The sequence below is a fragment of the bacterium genome (assembly GCA_021372515.1).
In the GTDB taxonomy this organism is placed as follows: Bacteria; Gemmatimonadota; Glassbacteria; order GWA2-58-10; family GWA2-58-10; genus JAJFUG01.
Genome location: JAJFUG010000154.1, coordinates 15,517 through 36,383, shown reverse-complemented (window position 1 = coordinate 36,383; position 20,867 = coordinate 15,517). Strand labels below are relative to the sequence as shown.

Sequence of the window (20,867 nt, the reverse complement as noted above, 5' to 3'; positions counted from 1 at the left end):
GGAGCTGACTGATAGAGTCGGGAAAAGAATGCTTAAATTACGGTAATTTAAGGATTACGAGCCGGTTTGTCAATCCGGAACGCTGTCCTGGACCGGGCGGCCCACATAGCGCAACAGCGCCCAGAGGACAGCCACGCTCAGGAGGATGGACACGAACGGGTGGATAAACCCCATCGCGGCGGGAAGATAGCCTATGACAGTGGTTACTCCGCCCACCACCAGGGCGTAGGGAAGCTGGGTGCGCACATGGTCCACGTGGTCGGCGCCGCTGGCCATCGAACTCATGATCGTGGTGTCGCTGATAGGGCTGCAGTGGTCGCCGAACACCGCTCCCGACAGCACCGCCCCGACTGTGGCCACCATGGTCAGGTCCACGACCTCGGGCGACAGACCGGCATCCAGTGGAAGGTAATGCGCCAGGGGGACCACCAGCGGCATCAGTATCGCCATCGTGCCCCAGGAGGTCCCGGTGGAGAAACTGATCGCCGCGCCGAGGACGAAAGTGAGCGCAGGCAGGAACCCGGGCTTGAGGAAGCCGCGGGAGATGTTCAGCAGGTAGTTGGCCGTGTTCAGGTCGGTGCAGATGATCTGGATCACCCGGGCCAGGGTGAGGATTATCATGGCGATGGTCAGGGACTTGAAACCGATGATGAACGAGTCCACGCACTCGCGCAGGTTCATGATCCGCTGCGCCATCGACATGGCCATGGCGGTGAACGTGCCGGCGAAAGCCGCCCAGAGCAGCACCTGGAACGGGTCGGCCGCGCCGATGACGTTGTAGAGGGTCGGCGCCTTGCCCCCCGCCGCGGCGTTGTGCAGTCCGCTGGCGTAGAGTCCGGCCAGCAGCACCGCGCTCATCACTCCGATCGGCACGATGGCGTTGTACCAGCGCGGCGGGGCGTCCGAGGAGTCCTGCAAGCGGGTCATCTCGTCATCCACCAGCGGCTGGGCGCGTGGGCCCAGCACCTCACCGGTGCTGAACGCACGGCTCTCGGCCTGGCGCATCGGCCCGAAATCCCTGCCGGTCAGGGCCACCAGCAGGACAAAGATGATGGTCACTATCGAGTAGAAATTGAACGGCACCGCGCGCAGGAACAGCCAGTAGGCGTTGATATCCAGGCCCAGCTCGGAGATGGATGTGCCCAGCAGCCCCAGCTCGAACCCGATCCAGGTGGAGATCAGCGCCACGCAGGCCACCGGGGCCGAGGTGCTGTCCACGATGTAGGAAAGCTTTTCGCGCGAGATGCGCAGCTTGTCCGTGAACGGCCGCATCGTGTTGCCGACCATCAGGGTGTTGGAATAGTCGTCAAAGAAAATCAGCAGCCCCAGCAGCCAGGTGCTCACCTGGCCCATGCGGCGGCTGACCGCCAGACGGGAGAAACGCTCGACCAGGCCGGTGGCCCCGCCCGAGCGGGCGATCAGGCCCACCATGCCGCCCAGGGTCATGCTGAAAACGATTATCCGCACATGGTCCCGGTCGGTCATGGCCTGGACGAAATAGGTGTCGATCAGGCGGACCAGGCCGGTCCAGGGGTTGATCCCGGCCAGCAGGCTCGTTCCGACCCAGATGCCCAGGAAAAGGGCGGGCAGCACCTGGCGGAACATCAGAGCGAAAATGATAGCAACCAGGGGGGGCAGCAGGGTCAGGAAACCGGGAAGCACACGCAGGCCGCTCTCCAGGTGCACCCCGGCGCGCGAGGCGCTCACGGTGAACCGTCCGCTGCCTGGCGCGGTTAGCGTGGCCTTGCCGCTGGAATCGGTCACGGCGCTGGCCAGCACCGACTGCCCGTCTTTCAGCTCGACGGTCCAGCCAGCCGCGCCGGCGCTGTCCCCGGCTGAGCCGTCCAGCGAGAACGCAATCGGAGTGTCGGCGAACGAGACCACCGGCAGCTCGAGCCGCTGCGCAGACCCCTCGGGTGAACCGGCCCGGGCCGGCGCCGCCCAGGCGAGAAAGGCCGCGGCAAGCAGGGCGGAAAGTCGCAGGAGTGGGCGAAATCGCACAAACTGGTGCATGCCGGTTTCCGATATGCAGTGGGAACTCTTTGCCGGTCTCTGAGAGACTGCCGGGTAAAAGAAGAGTAGAACATAGTCCATCTCGACTCCGTAGTCAATAATAAGGGAAAATCCGTGCGGGGTATGTTTTTTGCTAATTTGGAAACTTTTGGAAATATGTGGAGTTTTATGCATAATTTGTATGGAGGGTTAATGAACAGGCCTGTGACTCTATCGATAACGGTCCTGTGCTGGATTGTTCTCGGGTTGTCCGGCTGTGAGCAGCGCGGGGCCTCGCCCTTTTTCCTGGGAGGCAGCCAGGAAGACAACCCCGAGCGCCCCGTGGCGCCGCTGTCGATCCTGGCCGGAGGCGAAAAGAGCGAGGCGGACAGTTGCCGGATCGAGACCAGCCGCAAGGACAGCCTCATTTTCCTGGAGGCAGTGGTCAGTCCGCTCATCCCGGATAGGATCGGCGACCGCTATGTGAAGATCACGCTGGATGTCTCGGTGGGACTGCACACCAGCGGAGCGATCATCTCCGACACTCTGGCGGTCGAGCTGGACGGGCCGGGCAGCTACCCGCTCATGCTGAAAGTGGAGAACGCATCCCTGCTGGCCGTGGGGGGCAACGACGTGGCCGTGACCGCCCTGACCCGTTACCTGGACGGCACGGGCGGGCTGGTCGCCCCGCTGGGCCGGGAACTCAGATACTGTAACCTTGTCTGGTGACAAATGGCATTCGACGCTGAAAAAGCGGACAATGACGGCGGCCGTATCCCCGATCCGCCCTCTCCGCCCTCGGATGACTCGCTGGGGCGGAGTGAGCCTGTACGTCAGGGCCGTGAACAGGATATGCAGCCCAGCAGCTCGGGGGACCTGAAAGAGGAAAAGGTGCGAGCGGAGGCCCAGTTCATCGATTTCGATGTCTGGGTCGGCACGCTGGAGGCCAATTTCGGCCTGGATTTCGAGAAGGTGCTCACCCGCGCCTTCGGACCCGACTGGCTGAATATGATCAATGCGCGCATCGCCGCGGGCGAGGATTTCTCCGCTGTGGTCCAGGAACTCAGGTATAAGCTGGGCGGGCCCTCGAAGATCGAGCGGGATGACAGCGACCTCGATTCCGGGGGGATCACGTTCGAGGCCCTCGGCCGGGCCGAGGTCATCGGCGAGCCGGGTCACGGGAGCCTGGACGAGGAACAGGACGAGGATAATTCCCTCCTTCTGCGCGCCCGCCGCAAGGAAATGCTGGGCGAGGACAAGCTGAGGGTCGATTCCCAGCCGGACCGCTATCAGGAAGAGACCCTCCTTCTGTACAAGGACAAGGAAAAAGAGCAGAAATCCGCGGAAGACGAGATGATCCTGATGGACCGCAAGGATTTTTCCCGTCTCAGCTATTACGCCAGCAAGGAAATGGGGCGTTTGGGCAAGGACAAGCTCAAGGACCGGGCCTCGCGCAAGGGGGACTGGTGGAAGATGGGCCCCCAGGCCGGACCCTGGGCCAGGACCTTCCTGATCCTGGGAGCGCTGTTTCTGCTCTGGGTGCTTTTCAGCCTGGGCAGCTATATCTATTTCACCTCCACTTCCGGCCGCCTGATAAACGCATACCCGCCCGACCTGGCGTTCCGTCCCTCCACGGCGCTGCACAAGCAGGGGGTCCTGGCCGCAGTCAACCCGGACAGCAGCGAGACGCCGCTGCTGTTTTTCTTCTACCGGCCGACGATCCTTCGCCTCGAGGTGAACATGCTCTCCTCGCAGGGGCAGCGGCGCTACGATCTGTCGATAGCCAGGTCCGGGCTGCTGGTGATCCCGCATTCTCCGGAGCGCGATTCCGTGGCCGTGGTGGCGCACTATAGCCAGCGCCTGCCCCTGGCCCTGCCGGCCCTGCTGGGATGGCCCCTGTTCAGCCTGGACATCGACGGGGTGACGACGTTGCAGGCGTTTGAGACTCCGGCCAGCGCCATATTCCCCGGATTGATATTCCTCGAGCTGCGCGGGCCGCAGAACGAGACGCTGGGCCAGGCCTATCTGGCCCGCAACCGTCTGAACATCCACTGGGACGACCGCTCCGGGCTGAGCGGCGCGTCTGTCGATAAACTCGCCTCCAGATTGATGTTGCTTTTTACCCTCCTCGACATATAGTTTCACTCTGGGCGTCGTTCTTTCTTTACCGTCCCGGCGGTATCAACCTTGGATAGAGACGGGTTTCTGCTCCGTATGAGAAAGCGGCATTTTTTTATTCTCATTTCCGTGTTCTGCCTGCTTCTCGACGGCCCGCCGTCTCTGCGGGCGCAAAACGAGGTCCAGCCCTGGCAGGCCGAGGACACCGGCCGTCTGCGCGAGGTGCTGCGGCGCAACAACTACCTGGTGTTCCGGGCCGACACCGTGCTGCTGCCCGATTCCGCCGCCCTGGACAAGGACCTGGTGTTCGTGGGCTGCAAGGCGGCGGTCGACCGCCCGGTCAACGGCAGCGTGGTGGTGCTGGACGGTGAACTGGGGCTGCGCTGGCGCTCGCGGGTGAGCGGGGACGTGTTCCTGGTGCGCGGGGCGCTGTTCCAATCGCGACGCGCGGAGCTGGCCGGGAAAATCTGCCGGACCACCGCCGCCGAGGTCTATCGGGTGGTGATCGACAACCTGGGCGATGCCGCCCGCGGCGTGCCGCTGCGCCTGGAGTTCCAGACCAACCGCATGGGTGGGTTCCTGCTCGAGGGCTACGACCGGGTGGATGGGTTCTCGGTCTCCTGGGGCTTTAAGCTCATCGACCCGGATTTCAAGAAAAGCCCGCTGATCGAGGCCAAGCTGATCACCGCCACCACGCGCCAGGCTTTCGGGTTCGACTCGCGCCTGGAGCTGCCCCTGGACAAGCAGCGCCGCTACGTGTTCGGCCTGGCGGGCCATTCCATGACCGACACCAACGACCGCTGGCGCCTGGCCGACCTGGAGAACTCGGTCAAGGCGTTCCTGTTCGGCTACGATTACCGCTATTATTTCAAGCGCGAGGGTTACAGCCTTTTTTTCCGCCGCACATACGGCAAGCGTTCGAGCCTGCGCCTTAGCTGGAACAACGAGCGCTACTACAGCCTGAAAAACCTCTCTCCGTTCACGTTTCTGGCCCAGGAGACTTTCGCCCCGAACCTGCCCGTGTACTCGGGGCCGATCAACAGCCTGACTTTAAGCGGTGTGCTGGATACGCGCGACGATGAGTTCATCACCCGGGAGGGGTTCCGGATCAGCGCCGAGGGTGAGATCGCGGGCGGCCGCCTGGGCGGCCGCAGTTCTTTCAGCCGTTTCGACCTCGACATCAAGCGCTGGGACACCTTTTTCAAGCGTCACCACACGTTTCTCTGGGGCAAGGTGGCCGGGTCCGACCGCTCGCTGCCGTTCCAGCGCTGCTACACTCTGGGCAACACCCTGCGCGCCTACAACAATTTCGATTTCTCCGGCGACCGCCTTCTGATGGCCCAGGCCTCCTACGGCTATGAGATGCCCGGCCTGCCGCTGCTGGACTACCTGTTTTTCGACTGGTGCCCGCAGGTTGTGTTCGAGACCGGCAACGCCTATTTCCGGACCGATCCGGGCGGACGCTACGGCGATCTGAAGAGCGATCTGGGCCTGGGGGTCTGCGGGCGGACCCTGCTCGGGCAGTTAGCCGTGCACTGGTTCAGGAACCTGGACGGGGCGGATATCGATGCGAGGATTCGCATTTCGCTCGATATGAACATATTCGAATAGGAAACGGATGCTTCCGATCGCATTCCCGGCGGCGCTGGCCGCGGCCGCCCTGCTTGTCTGGCTGCGGGTGCGCCGCAACGTGCGCCCCCGCCTGAAAGTGCGGGCGCTGGAACTCGACTGCCCGGCCCTGCCGGAGCGGCCGCTGGAAATACTGCACGTCTCCGACCTGCATATCTCGCGGCGCACGCTCTGGCGCCTGGAGGCCCTGTACCGGGCCGCGGGCCGCGAGTGGGACCTGGTGCTGGCGAGCGGCGATTTCGCCGAGGAGCCGCAGGGGATCGAGCCGGTGGCGCGCGCCCTGGGGGCCCTGCGCTCGCGCTGCGGGATTTGGGCCGTGCTGGGAAACCACGACTATCTTCACTACAAGGCGGACACGCCGGCCCGCTGGCTGCAAGTGCTCCTGGGCAGCCTGCGTCACGGGCGCTGCGACAGGCTGAGCCTGGAATTCGAGGTGGGGCCGCTGGTGGAATCGCTGGAGCGCCACGGGGTGCGGGTGCTGCGCAACGCGGTGGAGGAGGGAAAGCTGGATGGCGGCGGGACGTTCCAGATTTTCGGGATCGATGACCCGGTCACGGGTCACGACAACCCGCGCCGTCTGTACGGCAGCCAGGACCGCTGCGCCCTGCGCCTGGCCCTGACCCACGCCCCGACCCGCCTGGGCCTTCTGCGTCCGCTCGAGCCGCACCTGGTGCTCTGCGGGCACACCCATGGCGGGCAGGTGCGCCTGCCCTGGCTGGGGGCAGTCTCCACCGGAAGCCAGGCCTCGCGCCGTGCGGCCGGCGGGCTGATGACCCAGGACAGCCTGCGGGTGCATATCAGCCACGGGGCCGGTGCGGGGGTGGTGTTCCCCTGGCGCTTCGGCGCCCAGGCCGAGATCACTGTCCTGCGGTTGGGACGAAACGGTGCCCGGAAGCCCGATAAAACGAAAACCCCGGAGCGTTTTGAGGTAAAACCTTGAAAAGATCAGACTGTTTTTTTATTAATATAAGATAAAAATATTGGTGGCTGGCGTCCAATCCGGGCGCGGACCAGGCTTTCACGTGGAGGGAATATTGCCGACCACTGAGGCGATCAGGGCCAGGATCGAGGACTCGATCGAAAAAATGCCGAGTCTGCCCACCACTGTGGCTAAAGTGCTCCAGATAGCCAATGATCTGAATTCATCCGCGCGCGACCTGCTGACTGTCATCCAGATGGACCCGGTCCTGACCGCCAAGGTCCTCAAACTGATCAATTCGGCCTTTTTCGCCCTGCCCAACAAGGTCTCCCTCAAGCAGGCGATTGTCCTGCTGGGGATAAACACGCTGAAGAACATCGCCCTGTCCAGTGCGATCATCGGCTACATGGGCAAGAGCAAGGTCCAGGTGCGCGCTTTCGACCAGCACAAGTTCTGGGAGCACTCCCTGGGCACGGCCATCGCGGCCAAGCGCATCTCGCGCCGGGTGGTGACCGACCCGCAGCAGTGGGAGGAGTATTTTGTCGCCGGCCTGGTCCACGACATCGGCAAGGTGGTGATCGCCCTGTCGCTGCCCACCATGCTGGCCAAGTCGATCATGGTGGCCGAGGAGAAAAAACTCCCCAGCAACCTGGCCGAGCATGAGGTGATCGGGCTGGACCACTCCGAGGTCGGGGCGATGCTGGCCCGCAAATGGCGCCTGAGCGAGTCCCTGGTCAACGCCACGCTGCACCATCACGGCCCCACCGAGACGGATGACCGTCTGGCCTGGGTGGTCCACACGGCCAATTACTATGTCCTGACCGTCGGGTTCCTGAACTCGGGCGATTGCGCCGTGCCCTCGATCGAGACGAAAGCCTATCAGGTGCTTTCTCTGGCGCCCGAGTCTTTCGCTGAGATAATGGGCAACCTGGGCGAGGAAATCGGTAAAGCCTCCACTTTCCTAACCACTTGAGCGGGCGGTATACATGAAAGTCAGATTCTGGGGAGTCAGAGGCTCCATTCCGACACCCGGTCCCTCGACGGTCCGGTACGGGGGCAACACCACCTGCATGCAGCTGGTGGGCCAAGACAGTCCCACGATCGGCGGGGAGTACCTTCTGCTGGATGCCGGGACAGGGATCCGCGAGGCCGGCCTGGAGCTGATGAAAATGCCCAAGCCGCTCAGGATCAATATCCTGATCACCCACACCCACATGGACCATATCAACGGTTTCCCGTTCTTTGTCCCGGCTTTCGTCCCCGGCACGGTGATCAACATCTACGGCCCGGTGCACTACGAAAAGCGGCTGGAGGAGATTTTCGCCGGCCAGATGGATTACAGCTATTTCCCGATCAGCACGGCCCAGCTGGCCGCGGACATCAAGTTCCACGACCTCAAGGAATGCGAGTTCGACCTGGGGCCGCTGCACGTGACCACCCACTACATGAACCACCCAGTGCTCACCTTGGGCTACCGGATCACGGACAGCAGCGGCAAGTCGTTCATTTTCACCGGCGACCACGAGCCGTACTACGATTTCATCAACGAGGACGGTGGCGGGGGCATCGATTCGGATTTCGAGGACGTGCAGGCGATTGTGGACGAGCAGAACCGCCGGCTGGTGGAGTTCTTCCAGGGGGTGGATATCCTGGTGGCGGATGCCGCCTACACGCCGGAGGAGTACCTGACCCACAAGGGCTGGGGCCACAGCAGCACGGACCACGTGGTGGACTGGGCCCTGGCGGCGGGAGTGAAGAAGCTGGTGCTGTTCCATCACGAGCCGACACATAACGACGACAAGCTGGACGCGATGGAGCAGTATGCCCGGGAGCGGGCCGCTGGCAAGGGCGACGGCAGTCTGGTCGTGGTCAATGCCAGGGAGAGCCTGGTAGTGGATTAGTCAGGCCCGGACCGTGCCCCCGACAATGTGAGTTCGCGCCGCCGGCCGGGCAGGGTGCCTGTCCGGCGCTGTTTTTATCCACCCTGCACCTAAGAATTCCGAATGCGAAAAGTAAAGCTTGAGCTTCGCAAAACTGTCGACCAGAGCTACGACATCCTGATCGAGCCCGGCCTGTTGCAGCGCGCCGCCGAGACCGTGGTCCAGCGTTTCGGCCGCACCGCGGTGGCCGTTGTCACCGATACCAACGTGGCGGAGCGCTACGCCGAGCCCCTGGCGGGACGGCTGGCCGCGGCCGGCTGCCGTCAGGTTGAGGTGATCGCCATCCCGGCCGGCGAGGCCAGCAAGACCCGCGAGATCAAGGGCGAGGTGGAGGACAGCCTGTTTGCCTCCGGCCTGGGCCGCGACAGCCTGGTCCTGGCCCTGGGCGGGGGCGTGGTGGGCGACCTGGCCGGTTTCGTGGCCGCCACCTATGCCCGCGGGGTGATGTTCGTGCAGGCGCCCACCACGCTGCTTTCGATGCTCGACAGCAGCGTGGGCGGCAAAACCGGGGTGGATGTCCCCTGGGGCAAGAACATGGTGGGCGCTTTTCACCAGCCGTCCCTGGTGCTGATCGACCCGGCTGTCCTGGACAGCCTGCCCGCGGAACAGTTTTCCTCCGGTATGGCTGAGGCGGTCAAGCACGGGGTTATCCTGGACGGGTCGCTGTTCGAGTTCATCGAGGCGAAAAAGGATGCGATCCTGGCCCTGGAGCCGGAAACGCTCAGCACCCTGATCGAGCGCAACTGCGCGATCAAGGCCGCGGTGGTGAGCGAGGACGAGCGCGAGGGAAACCTGCGGCAGATCCTGAATTTCGGCCACACCCTGGGCCATGCCGTGGAGGCGCTTTCCGGTTTCAAGCTCCTGCACGGCCAGGCCGTGGCCGTGGGCATGGTCCTGGAGGCCGAGCTGTCCGCCGATCTGGGCCTGCTCCCGGAGAGCGATGTCGCGCGCCTGGAGGGGTTGCTCGCCGCGTTGGGCCTTCCCGTGCGGGTCGACCTTCCTGGGGTGAGCGCGCTGCGAATACTGGAGCACACCCGCTTGGACAAGAAAGCCCGCTCCGGGCAGGCGCGCTATGTCCTGCCCGCGAGGATCGGGGCGATGACAACGGACCCCCAGGGGCGCTACGGCCTGGAGGTGGAGGACCCGCTGGTGCTCAAGGTGCTGCGCCGCCGCGGCGCGCGCTGAGGGCGGGGAGGGCCGTTCAATCTGGAGTAAGGAGAAAACCCCGTTGGGGCGGCCCCCTGTGGCCGCCCAGGCAGAACAGTGCAGGCACAGGGGCCTGCCCCTGCATGGACAAGCTGAGGAATAACAGCAGCCAGAGCGCAAATCGGTATTAATACATTACTGCGATAGCGCTTGACAAATGATTGTCGTGCAATCCGGTGTGTGGGGGCTTTCAAGTAATGCATCCAACGTTGAACCCTCGTGGAGATTGACGTGGAACTGATCCGGACGGGCATAGAGGGGCTGGACGAGGTCCTGTACGGCGGAATCGTGCCGGACAACATGCTCCTTCTGGAGGGCACCCCGGGGGCGGGCAAAACCACCCTGGGCATCCAGTACATCCACAGCGGGGCGCTGCTCTACAACCAGCCGGGGATCATCATCACCTTCGAGGAGGAGCCCGAGAAGCTGTACCGGGATGCCGGGGTGTTCGGCTGGGACCTGGCCGGGCTGGAGAAGAAAAACCTGCTGCGCATCATCCCCTCCTCGCCCGAGGCGCTGCGCGAGATGCTCCTGCAGTCCGAGAGCCCGTTCTCGCGGCTGTCACGGGCCATCGGCGCCGGGCGTATCCTGGTCGACTCGATCACCCATTTCCGCCGCCTGACCGACAACACCCAGGAGCTGCGGGTGCTATTGAGCAAGTTCCTGGCCGGACTGAAAAAGATCACCACCTCCGCGGTGCTGATCAAAGAGATCGAGACCGCCGAGCGCGAGGGGGCGAACATCGAGGAGTACGTGGCCGACACGGTGCTGCGCCTGTCCTACGAGCAGCGCGGCAAGCACCGCCGCGAGCGTTTCCTCGAGGTGATCAAGTCGCGCGGCCAGAACCACATCTCGGGCCGTCACAGCTTCAAGTTCACCCCCACCGGCCTGGCGGTCTACCCGGTCTGCGCCGCGGTGGAGGCCGCCGCCGAGGGCTGCACCCGCGCCCCGCAGCCGCGCAGCGTGGAAAAGACCGGCATCCGCGGTCTGGATGACATGTGCCGCGGCGGGTTCCCGGCCGGAAGCGCCACTGTGGTGGCGGGAAGCAGCGGCACGGGCAAGACAGTGCTGGCCTCGCAGTTCATCCACGAGGGCCTCAAGAACCGTCAGAGCGCCCTTCTGGTCACGTTCCAGCACGATCCGCGCTCCCTGGTGGAGTTGAGCCGCTCCTGGGGCGTTTTCCTGGGCCGCTATGCCGAGGACAAGCAGCTGGCCGTGCTCCACCAGAGCTCGATCGGCCTGTCCGTGGACCAGCTCCTGTACGAGGTGCGCGAGCGTCTGCGCGAGCTTTCGCCGGTGCGGGTGGCGGTGGATGGGCTCACGCACCTCATTCAGGCCATCGATGACGAGAGCTACCTGCTGGACTACACCGGGGCCCTGCTGCGCCTGTTCGCCTGCCACGGCGTGACCAGCGTGTTCACCCTGGAGGTGGACAAGATGTTCGGCTCGTTCGAGATCAACAGCCAGCGCAGCCTGGGCCTGTTCGACAACCTGGTGCTGATGCGCTACGTGGAGCTGGAGGGCGACATCCGTCGGGCTATCGCGATCCTCAAGATGCGCGGCACGGACCACCACAAGTCGATCCAGGAGTTCCAGATCGGCAAGAACGGGATCGAGGTGGGGACTAAGTTCAGCGAGGGGGTGGATGTGATGGGCGGAGCGCCGCGGGCCAAGGTGGAGACCGTGGAGCTCAAGGACGTGCTGGAGGACACCGCCCGCTGGGTCGAGGCCAGCCGCCGTCTGCGCGAGAAACGGGAGCAGGGTCTGAGCTGATCAAAATAACGGGTGTTGAATCTGAAAGTTTCGAAGTCAAATACTCCATGCCGACATTGAAGAATCAGTGCAGGGGCATGGCATGCCGTGCCCGATTATTGGGATCAAATCCCCCTCAATCCCCCTTTGTCAAAGGGGGAGGTGATCTGCTCCCTCGGTGGTTTGCGTTGGTAAGAGATACGCCGGGAAGTTGAAGTATAAGTCGATTCAGCCGTGAAATGGAGAATCACCTTTGCAGGATCAGGCAATCCGCGATTTCATCGCCTCGGTGGCCGACAGCACGGTCAAGCTGGAGCTGCTCAGTTTCCTGGTGGACCATCCGTTCGCCCTGGACAACTGCGCCGGCCTGGCCAAGTGGCTCAACCTGGATGAAAAGACAGTCGAGGCGGCCCTGGCCGCCCTGGCGGAGCATGGAGTGGTCACCGGAAGCGGACGGGGCACGGGACAGGTCTGGTCGTTCGCCGGGGAATCCTCCCTGGCTGGAACGGCCCGGCAGGCGGTGGAGGCCTGGCGCCTGACCCGTGACTCGCTGCGGCGCGAGGTGCTGGAGCTGGAGCGCAGCCGGGACGCCCTGAACGAGCGCTACGAGGCGATCCTGCAGGCCGAGCGCGGCCGCACCGGGACGATCCTCAACAGCCTGGAGGAGGCGGTGCTGGTCACCGGGCGGGACAGCGCCGTGCTGTCGGTAAACGGAGCCCTGCTCCGGCGGTTCGGTGCGCCAGGCGCGGCGGCCCCCCGTGAGGGCAGCCCCCTGGAGCAGGTCCTGCCGGATGAGCCGGTGCGAAAGGCCGTGAGCGCGAGCCTGGAGGGCCTGGAAAAAGGTTCCGAGGTGGACCTGAGCCACGACAGCCGCTTCTACCGCCTGCGCAGCGTGCCGGTAACCGGGCCGGACGGCGCGGTGCTGGCAGCGGCCGGGGGCGGCTGGCTCGCCGCGGTCACCGTGTTCCGCGATGTCACCCGCGACCGCGAGATAGAGCGCATGCGCGAGGATTTCATCTCCATGCTCACCCACGACCTGATCAACCCGCTGGGAATTATCTATGGCAGCACGACCCTGATCGCGGGCGGCAAGGTGGGCGAGGTGACCGAGAAGCAGAAACGCCTTCTGGGCAACGTGGTCAAAAGCTGTGGCACCATGGAGCGGTTGATCCAGGATTTCCTGGTCGTGTCGCGCCTGGAGGCGGGCAAGCTGAACCTCAACCCCGAGCGGCTGGATATCAATTCACTGGTGCGGGACATCCTCCAGCTTTTCAGCGACCAGTTGCGCGAGAAGAGCCTGAGTGTCACGTTCCGGGCCGAGTACGAGCCGGGGGTGATCCAGGCCGACCCGGTGCAGTTAGAGCGAGTGATAACCAACCTGCTGGGCAACGCGGTTAAGTACAACAACGACGGCGGGCATATAGTGATCGCCACCGCAGCCGAGCCGGGGGCGCGCCTGAGCCTGGAGGTCTCGGACAACGGCCCCGGCATCCCGGCCGAGGACCTGCCTTTCATCTTCGACAAGTTCCGCCGCTCCAGCGCCGGAACGCGGGCCAAGGGCAGCGGCCTGGGCCTGGCCGTGGTGCGCGACCTGGTCGGCGCGATGGGCGGTGAGATCACTGCCGCCAGCGCCCCGGGCGAGGGGGCCACGTTCCGGCTCAGCATCCCGACCGGCGTATGAATGAGATTTTGGGCACGGCATGCCGTGCGTATGCAATCAGAGAACGATGCTTTCGTAGGGGCGAACCTTGTGTTCGCCCGTTGTTTTGGGGCTGGCTCGAATATATCGAAAGGCGCTTGGGGTCAGCATTACGGTGGGGGCGGGATGCAGGAGCACGATGCATCGTGCCCGGAAAATCTATTCGTCCTTTCGGTCTTGCCCGAAAGGACCAAAGGGCGCGGGGGTCGCAAACTCGTCCCGGCCGCAACCCTTCTTCAACCGTCGATGTGCCCGATGCTTTGATTCCGCTGCCGCGTTGCAGCGGCGGCGCTGCCGCGAATCGCCGCCATGCCGTGCGTCAATTTCAGCCCCGGCCGTTTCACGCTCGATTACACGCTGCCCTGGCGGGAGGCTCAGACAGGTGCGGCCCCCAAAGGCTGAACTGCGGCGGCCTGGCAGCCGCAAGAGGATTACACTCGTGGAATACCAAGTGGTGCCGTAGGGGCGGACCCATGTGTCCGCCCGTTGTTTTTGGGGCCGGTTCGAAACTTGCTAAATGGGCTTGGATTCAGCATTGCGGTGGGGATTGGATGTGGGGGCACGGTGCACCGTGCCAGACAGTCTTTTCCGGTCGCACACGCGGGTGCGACCCTACCTTGAAATAAGTTGGGGCGACCGGCCGGTCGCCCCCGAATGCATATCCCGCCCAATCGTGCAATTTGTCTAAGTGGGAGGCCGCCTCAGACCTCGACGTCCTCGTAACGCTTGAGCTCGATCGCCCGCAGCATCAGCTTGACGATCCGTTCCACTCCCAGCTTCTCCTGGTTCAGGATCAGGTCGTAGTGCTCCGGCTCGCTCACGCTGTGTCCCAGGAAATCCAGGGCGAATTTCTCGCGTTCCTCGTCCTGCTTGAGCACGTGCTTCCTGGCCTCGGCCGGATGCTCGATCTTCTCGAAAGAGGCCACCTGTTTGACCCGCCAGTCCAGGGAGCCGACTATCCGCACGTGAAGGCCTCCGGCCAGTTTGGCCGTGACCATCGAGGCCGCCCGTCCGATCAGGATCACATGCCCGGCCGCGGCCAGCTCGAATATGGTCTGGGAGCATTTCTTGAACACCTTGAGTGAGGAGGGCTCGCCGGTGAAAAGCCCGGTGATGTAATCGCCCAGCGGGTTCTGGCGCTGGTGGTCGAGGGTCTCGACCAGAGTGTGCTTGAGGTTGTGGTCCTGGCAGACCCGGTCGACCAGCTTGTGGTCATAGACCGTCCACGGCGCGCTGCCGATGGAAACCGGCTGCTGAAGGCCGTTCAGCACATCGGCCAGGCGGTCGCCGATGCGGAAACCCGCGCAGCCGTACTGGCGCGAGATGGTGATGAAACTGACCGCCCGCAGCGACACCTCTTTCTTGTGCGGTCCGGCGGCCTCCCACATGTGGAACTGTTCCTCGACCAGCTTGACACGGTCCTTGCTCGCGGTCTCTTTCACCGTGATGTCCATATGTCGCTCCTTTCCCGGTTGGATCGCCGTCGGCGGCGGTGCAGCGCGCATCCCGGGCGCCGCTTCGCCGCCGCGGGCGATAAGGGTAGCGGAAAACGGACAGGTTCCGATCCGGACAACGTGTATTTTCAGGGCGTCTCCAGAGGCAGACCCTGGGAAACGCCCGCAGCTCTCAGAGGAAACTGTGCAGGAACGCCAGGGCCCCGGCCAGGAGGAACTGGGAGTCGCCGGCCACCTCCACCGCCACGGCCTGACGGATTATCCCGCGCTGGAACAGGTACAGGTAGAGGCAGATGTAGCCTGTCACCAGGAGCATCATCCAGCCGAACGGCTGAAGCCAGCCCAGGGCGGTCCCGGATATCAGAAGGCCGCTCTGGCACAGAAGGAGGCCGGCCTGGAGGTTGAGCGTCCAGCGCCGCCCGATGATGATCGGCAAGGTCTCCCGCCCCACGATCCTGTCACCCTGCATGTCCCGCAGGTCGAAAAACAGCGAGCGCGACAGCACGATCAGGAACGTGTAGCCGAACGCCAGGAAAAACGTGGGGGTCAGCACCGTGTGGCCGGTCATCCAGAGCGGGAAGAACACGGTCACCGTGGACCAGCCCAATGACATATTCAGGTCCTTGGAGGCCGGGACCAGCCGCAGCGGTATCCGGCGCCCGGCCAGGGTCAGCACCGGCGGCAGGATGTCCAGGCGGTACAGGGCCGCCATCACCACCAGGCCCAGCATGATCAGCAGGGTCAGCCAGCCCTTGAACGAGGCGAAAACCAGCCCGGCCAGGGCCGCCGAGACCGCCAGGGCGATATAGAAACGGTCCTGTGTCCGCTGCACGCCCGGGGCCCGGTCCAGGCTGCGCTCGAACGCGCCCCGGTTGGTGAAATGGGTCAGCAGGTGGACGCACATGATGTAGCAGAAAGCCACGGCGTAGGGGACCCAACCCAGGTGAAGGCCCATCAGGCGGGCGTTGGCGTAGCAGAGAAGGGCGGCCCCGGCGGCGATGAACAGGTCGGTCTTGAGAGCCAGGCGGGCGCTGTGGCGAATGAATCGCCACACGGGCGGCGAGGCCTCGTGCTCGATCCCGCGCAGTTTCTCCACCGCCTGCATGATTATCCAGTTGGGGGTGGAGGCCCCGGCGGTCACGGCCACGCTGCGGTATCGCTTGAGGTGCTCACTGTCCAGCTCCTCGGCGGTCTCCACATGGAAAGTGGGCGTGCCCAGGCCCGCGCTGATCTGTGCCAGGCGCTGCGTGTTGGCGCTGTTCTTGCCGCCCACCACCACCACCGCCTCGGCGGTCAGGGCCAAGCGCTGGAGTTCCTCCTGACGGTGGTAGGTGCTGGGGCAGATCGTGTCCAGGATCACCGCCTCCGGCCAGCGCTGCCGCACCCGGGCGGTAACCGCGGTGAAAGTCTCGGGGTAGAGGGTCGACTGGGCCACCACGCAGACCTTGTCCGCCGCCGGCAGGCCCTCCACCTCCTCAGCGCCGCTGACCACGTGTCCGTGGCCCTCGGCGTAGCCCTCCAGGCCCAGCACCTCGGCGTGGTTCTTGTCCCCGACTATGATCGCCTCGAAGCCCTGGCGTACGTGTCGGCGGATCAGGCCCTGGATGCGGGCCACATCCGGGCAGGTGGCGTCGCAGAGACTCACTCCCAGGGCATTGAGCTGCTCACGTCGCTCCGGCGGCACCCCGTGCGAGCGGATCACCACCGTGTCACCCTGGCCCGGCGCATCCCCGCGCGAAAGCACACGCACCCCGCGCCGCTCGAGCATCTCGATGGTCTGCGGGTTGTGGATCAGGGGGCCGTCCGTGTAGATGCCCCGCGAGTCGTGCTCGCTGCGCTCCAGGACCATATTCATCGCCCGGCGCACTCCCTTGCAGAAACCGGCAGTCTCGGCCAGAAGGACTTTCACTCGGTTTTTTCCGTTCCTCTTGTGTCTTCAGTTGATCACTCGGTGGTATCACCCACTGTTCCCACCTAAATATAATGCGCCGTTGCCGTATTTGGAACACCAAGCCGGGGAGCCCCTTGCGCCGGGCCGCTCCGGGCTGTGGGAAGCAGGTACTTTACAGCCGGAGGGCGCGGCGTTAACTTTCATCGATCATTCCGCGGGTGAATGAAAGCCGCTTTTTTCTCGGCGGCTGGCAACCCCGCAACGACCATACTGAACCCGAGAGAACAGGCATGAAAGCATTGGGAGTGATACCGGCGCGTTACAGGAGTTCGCGTTTCCCGGGCAAGCCGCTGGTCAAGATCGCGGGCAAGACAATGATCGAGCGGGTCTGGCAACGGGCCGGGCAGGCCTCGCGGTTGGATGAGGTGCTGGTGGCCACGGATGACGAGCGGATCGCCGAGTGCGTGCGCGCCTTCGGCGGGCGGGTGATGCTGACCGACGAGAACTGCCCCACCGGCACCGAGCGCGTGGCCCTGGTGGCAGCCGCCTCGCCGGGCTACGATATCGTGCTCAACATCCAGGGCGATGAGCCGCTGCTGGAGCCGGAGCATGTGGATGCCGCGATCGGCCTGTTCCAGGACCACCCGGATGCCGATATCACCACCCTGGTCCGCCCGCTGCGTTATCCCGGCGAGGCGGAGGACCCCAACTGCGTGAAAGTGATAATGGGCGAGCAGGACCGGGCGCTCTATTTCTCGCGCGGAAAGGCCCCTTGGGTGGGCCAGGCCGGGGCGGACTGGCTGGCCGCGGAGCAGGGCCGCAGCGCCCATGTGATCCATATCGGCCTCTACGCCTACCGGGTGCCCTCCCTGCTGCAACTGGTGCGCTGGCCGGTGGCTCTCTGCGAGCGCATGGAGGGCCTGGAGCAGCTTCGCGCCCTGGCCAACGGCCAGAAAATCTACGCCGCACGCCTGGAGCGCACCCTCTCGATCGGGGTGGATGTGCCAGAGGACGTGACCCGGGTGGAACAGATGCTCACGAGCCTCGGCCTGGACTGAAAACCCGTATTGTTTGCAATCCGCGAGCCGTAGGATTATATTTTTCCGACGCCCGCAGGGGCGCCCGTTTTGGAATGATCGTAGCAATCTCCATATCTTGAAACGCTTTACAAACTTCTCAGGCACAAGCGGCGGACCTGATGATCAAAAGGGAATATCTCAAACACCCGGAAGGGGTGAAGTACGTTTTCGTCACCGGCGGCGTGGTTTCCTCCCTGGGCAAGGGCATCTGCGCCAGCGCGCTGGGCATGCTGCTCAAGGCGCGGGGCCTGGCGGTGACAATCATGAAATTCGACCCGTACCTGAATGTCGACCCCGGCACGATGAACCCGTTCCAGCACGGCGAGGTCTACGTGACCGATGACGGGGCCGAGACCGACCTCGACCTGGGCCATTACGAGCGTTTCCTGGACCAGTCTCTCAGCCAGGACAACAACGTCACCACAGGGCGCATCTACAACACCATCATCACCAAGGAGCGCCGCGGCGACTACCTGGGCGCCACGGTGCAGGTGATCCCGCACGTGACCGATGAGATCAAGGCCACCCTGGTGCGCCTGGCGACCAAGAACAAGGTGGACGTGGTGATCGGCGAGATCGGCGGCACGGTGGGCGACATCGAGTCGCTGCCGTTCCTCGAAGCCATCCGTCAGCTCGGACTCGACCTGGGCCGTGACAGCGTGATGTATCTGCATGTGACCCTGGTGCCCTACCTCCAGGCCGGCGGCGAGCTGAAGACCAAGCCGACCCAGCACAGCGTGAAAGCCCTGCGCGAGATCGGTATCCAGCCCGACATGCTGATCTGCCGCACCAGCCACCACCTGAGCGAGGACATGAAGAGCAAGATCGCCCTGTTCTGCAACGTGCGGAACGAGGCCGTGATCGAGGCCGAGGACGTGAGCTCGATCTACCAGATACCGCTGCGTTTCAGCCAGCAGAGGCTGGACAGCCAGGTAGTGGACCACCTGCGTCTTTCCACCCGCGAGCCCGACCTGGCCCCCTGGACCGCGATGGTGGAGAAAGGCTCCGTGACCGACCCCACCTTGGAGATCGCCATCTGCGGTAAGTATGTCAACCTGGCGGATGCCTACAAGTCGATCAACGAGTCGTTCTTCCACGCCGGGGTGGCCAACGAGGCCAAGGTCAAGCTGAGCTGGGTCGACACCGAGAAGATCACCCGCGAGAACGCGGCCCAGGAGCTGGCGCGTTTCGACGGTATCCTGATCCCGGGCGGCTTCGGCTACCGCGGGATCGACGGCAAGCTGGAGGCGATCCGCTACGCACGGCTTAACAAAGTGCCCATGTTCGGTATCTGTCTGGGCCTGCAATGCGCGATCATCGAGTTCGCCCGGAATGTCTGCGGCATCGAGGAAGCGGCCAGCGAGGAGTTCGACCCCGGCTCGCCGCAACTGGTGATCAGCCTGATGCCGGACCAGGAAAAGGTGATCGACATGGGCGGCACTATGCGCCTGGGGGGCTACCCCTGCAACCTCAAGCCCGGGACCCGGGTGAGCAAGATTTACGACGCCGAGAAAATCAACGAGCGCCACCGTCACCGCTACGAGGTTAACAACCGCTACCGCCAGGCGCTGGAGGAGAAGGGCATGGTGTTCAGCGGGCTGTCGCCGGATGGGCGCCTGGTGGAGATCATCGAGCTGCCCGCCCACCCCTGGTTCATCGGCTGCCAGTTCCATCCCGAGCTGAAGAGCCGTCCGATGCGGCCGCACCCGCTGTTCCGCGATTTCGTGGCCGCGGCGCTCGGTTTCAAGGCCAAGCGGGCCAAGGCCGCCAAGGGTAAGCCGTGATGGGCGGCCCCGGGGTCAGAATCGCCGGGCGCGAAACCGGGCCGGGCCGCCGTCTGTTCCTGATCGCCGGGCCCTGCGTGGTCGAGGACCGCGAGACCATGCGCCGCACCGCGGGGTTCATGGCCGAGTTGGCCGCGAAACTCGACATTCTTTACGTGTTTAAAGCCTCCTACCGCAAGGCCAACCGCACCTCCGGGGCCAGCCCGAGCGGTCCGGGACTGGAGACAGGCCTGGAGGAGTTGTCCCGGATCGGCGCGGAGTTCGGCCTTCCCGTGACCACCGATATCCACGAAAGCTCCGAGGCCGCCCCGGCCTCGTCTGTGGCCGAGGTCCTTCAGATCCCCGCTTTCCTCTGCCGTCAGACCGCCCTGATCCAGGCCGCGGCCGCCACCGGACGGGTGGTGAACATCAAGAAAGGCCAGTTCATGGACCCGCGCCTGATGGCCGCGGCTGTGGACAAGGCCCGCGCCGCGGGCGGCGGGCGGGTGCTGCTCACCGAGCGGGGCTCGTTTTTCGGCTACGGTGACCTGGTGGTGGATTTCCGCTCCCTGGCTGTGATGCGCGAGAGCGGCTGTCCGTTGGTGTATGACGCCACCCACAGCGTGCAGGCCCCTGGCGCGGCCGGGAACGCGTCGGGCGGACACCGTGAGTATGCGGGGCTGTTGGCCCGGGCCGCGGTGGCCGCCGGGGCGGACGGTCTGTTCCTGGAGGTCCATCCCGACCCGTCGCGCGCCCTGAGCGACCGCGCCACCATGCTCAGCCTGGAGACAGCCGGCAAGCTCGTTCCCGAGCTGGTCCGGCTCTCCGACTTCATCCGTGAAAACCCGGCGGACTTGGATGTCTAAAGCCCTGAACAACGAGATCGATCTGCCGGAGACTGTCCGCCGGGCGGCCGAGCGGGTCGAGCTGATCGTGATGGATGTGGACGGGGTGTTGACCGACGGCCACACCTATCAGTTGGATGGCGGCGAGCAGTTCCTGTGTTTCGACGCGCAGGACGGGCTGGCGCTCACGTTGTGCCGTCTGGTCGGCATGCGGCTGGCCGTGATCTCGGGCCGGGATGTCCCGGCGGCGCGGATACGCATGGGCCGGTTCCCCCAGGTGGAACTGCACATGGGGGTCGTTCAGAAATCCCCGGTCCTGCGTCAGATGAGCGAAAGCCTGGGAATACCGCTGGAAAATATCGCCTATATCGGGGATGACCTGATCGACCTGCCGCTGCTGGAGATAGTGGGCCTGCCGGTCAGCGTGCCTAACGCCGTGCCCGAGGCCCGCGCCACCGCGCTCTACGTCACCCGCAGCGCGGGGGGGCACGGTGCGGTGCGCGAGCTGGTCACCCTGGTGCTCAAAGCCCGCGGACTGTATGTCCGGGCAGTGGAACAATACCTCGAGGAACATTGACCA

16 protein-coding genes are annotated in these 20,867 nt (G+C 64.5%); 13 read left to right on the top strand and 3 right to left on the bottom strand.

What is annotated here, in order from left to right:
• Nucleotides 1-69: 69 nt before the first annotated feature.
• Entirely contained in the window at nucleotides 70-2,013 is a 1,944-nt protein-coding gene (locus LLH00_14485; GenBank protein ID MCE5272483.1) for a Na+/H+ antiporter NhaC family protein, read from the bottom strand.
• 192 nt (nucleotides 2,014-2,205) lie between these two features.
• Between LLH00_14485 and LLH00_14480 the strand changes: the two genes are divergently transcribed.
• The 9 genes from LLH00_14480 (at nucleotide 2,206) to LLH00_14440 (ending at nucleotide 13,237) form a co-directional block, all read left to right on the top strand.
• Nucleotides 2,206-2,721, top strand: a complete 516-nt coding sequence (locus LLH00_14480; protein MCE5272482.1) for a hypothetical protein — start codon at nucleotides 2,206-2,208, stop codon at nucleotides 2,719-2,721.
• Nucleotides 2,722-2,724: 3 nt separating this feature from the next.
• Nucleotides 2,725-4,131 carry a hypothetical protein gene (locus LLH00_14475; protein ID MCE5272481.1) on the top strand — a complete coding sequence of 469 codons (1,407 nt, stop codon included), beginning with the start codon at nucleotides 2,725-2,727 and terminating at the stop codon, nucleotides 4,129-4,131.
• A gap of 75 nt (nucleotides 4,132-4,206) precedes the next feature.
• Nucleotides 4,207-5,721 (top strand): BamA/TamA family outer membrane protein, encoded by a 1,515-nt coding sequence (locus LLH00_14470; protein MCE5272480.1) that lies wholly within the window; start codon nucleotides 4,207-4,209, stop codon nucleotides 5,719-5,721.
• Nucleotides 5,722-5,728: 7 nt separating this feature from the next.
• Entirely contained in the window at nucleotides 5,729-6,679 is a 951-nt protein-coding gene (locus tag LLH00_14465) for a metallophosphoesterase family protein (GenBank protein ID MCE5272479.1), read from the top strand.
• Between the two features lie 94 nt (nucleotides 6,680-6,773).
• Nucleotides 6,774-7,631, top strand: a complete 858-nt coding sequence (locus tag LLH00_14460; GenBank protein ID MCE5272478.1) for an HDOD domain-containing protein — start codon at nucleotides 6,774-6,776, stop codon at nucleotides 7,629-7,631.
• 13 nt (nucleotides 7,632-7,644) lie between these two features.
• On the top strand, nucleotides 7,645-8,559 hold the full coding sequence (locus LLH00_14455; GenBank protein ID MCE5272477.1) for an MBL fold metallo-hydrolase: 915 nt from the start codon (nucleotides 7,645-7,647) through the stop codon (nucleotides 8,557-8,559).
• Nucleotides 8,560-8,661: 102 nt separating this feature from the next.
• On the top strand, nucleotides 8,662-9,783 hold the full coding sequence (aroB, locus tag LLH00_14450; protein ID MCE5272476.1) for a 3-dehydroquinate synthase: 1,122 nt from the start codon (nucleotides 8,662-8,664) through the stop codon (nucleotides 9,781-9,783).
• 252 nt (nucleotides 9,784-10,035) lie between these two features.
• Entirely contained in the window at nucleotides 10,036-11,577 is a 1,542-nt protein-coding gene (locus LLH00_14445; GenBank protein ID MCE5272475.1) for a hypothetical protein, read from the top strand.
• Nucleotides 11,578-11,809: 232 nt separating this feature from the next.
• A complete protein-coding gene (locus LLH00_14440; protein ID MCE5272474.1) occupies nucleotides 11,810-13,237 on the top strand; it encodes a PAS domain-containing sensor histidine kinase in 1,428 nt (475 codons plus the stop codon).
• A 719-nt stretch (nucleotides 13,238-13,956) separates the two neighbouring features.
• On the opposite strand, the gene LLH00_14435 is transcribed toward LLH00_14440, so the two are convergent.
• Both LLH00_14435 and ispH read right to left on the bottom strand, forming a co-directional pair.
• Entirely contained in the window at nucleotides 13,957-14,709 is a 753-nt protein-coding gene (locus tag LLH00_14435) for a cytidylate kinase-like family protein (GenBank protein MCE5272473.1), read from the bottom strand.
• A 172-nt stretch (nucleotides 14,710-14,881) separates the two neighbouring features.
• Nucleotides 14,882-16,618, bottom strand: coding sequence for a 4-hydroxy-3-methylbut-2-enyl diphosphate reductase (ispH, locus tag LLH00_14430; protein ID MCE5272472.1), 1,737 nt, complete (start codon nucleotides 16,616-16,618; stop codon nucleotides 14,882-14,884).
• Nucleotides 16,619-16,890: 272 nt separating this feature from the next.
• On the opposite strand from ispH, the gene kdsB reads away from it, so the two are divergent.
• The 4 genes from kdsB to LLH00_14410 all read left to right on the top strand — a co-directional run bounded on the left by kdsB (nucleotide 16,891) and on the right by LLH00_14410 (nucleotide 20,864).
• The gene (kdsB, locus tag LLH00_14425) at nucleotides 16,891-17,658 is read left to right on the top strand and encodes a 3-deoxy-manno-octulosonate cytidylyltransferase (GenBank protein MCE5272471.1); all 768 of its coding nucleotides are present in this window, start codon (nucleotides 16,891-16,893) and stop codon (nucleotides 17,656-17,658) included.
• A 140-nt stretch (nucleotides 17,659-17,798) separates the two neighbouring features.
• Nucleotides 17,799-19,463 carry a CTP synthase gene (locus tag LLH00_14420; protein MCE5272470.1) on the top strand — a complete coding sequence of 555 codons (1,665 nt, stop codon included), beginning with the start codon at nucleotides 17,799-17,801 and terminating at the stop codon, nucleotides 19,461-19,463.
• Nucleotides 19,463-20,308: a 3-deoxy-8-phosphooctulonate synthase gene (gene kdsA / locus LLH00_14415; protein MCE5272469.1), complete on the top strand. Its 846-nt coding sequence runs from the start codon at nucleotides 19,463-19,465 to the stop codon at nucleotides 20,306-20,308. Before LLH00_14420 ends, kdsA begins: the two co-directional genes overlap by 1 nt.
• Nucleotides 20,301-20,864, top strand: coding sequence for an HAD hydrolase family protein (locus LLH00_14410; protein ID MCE5272468.1), 564 nt, complete (start codon nucleotides 20,301-20,303; stop codon nucleotides 20,862-20,864). The genes kdsA and LLH00_14410 overlap by 8 nt, the downstream gene beginning before the upstream one ends.
• Nucleotides 20,865-20,867: the final 3 nt, after the last annotated feature.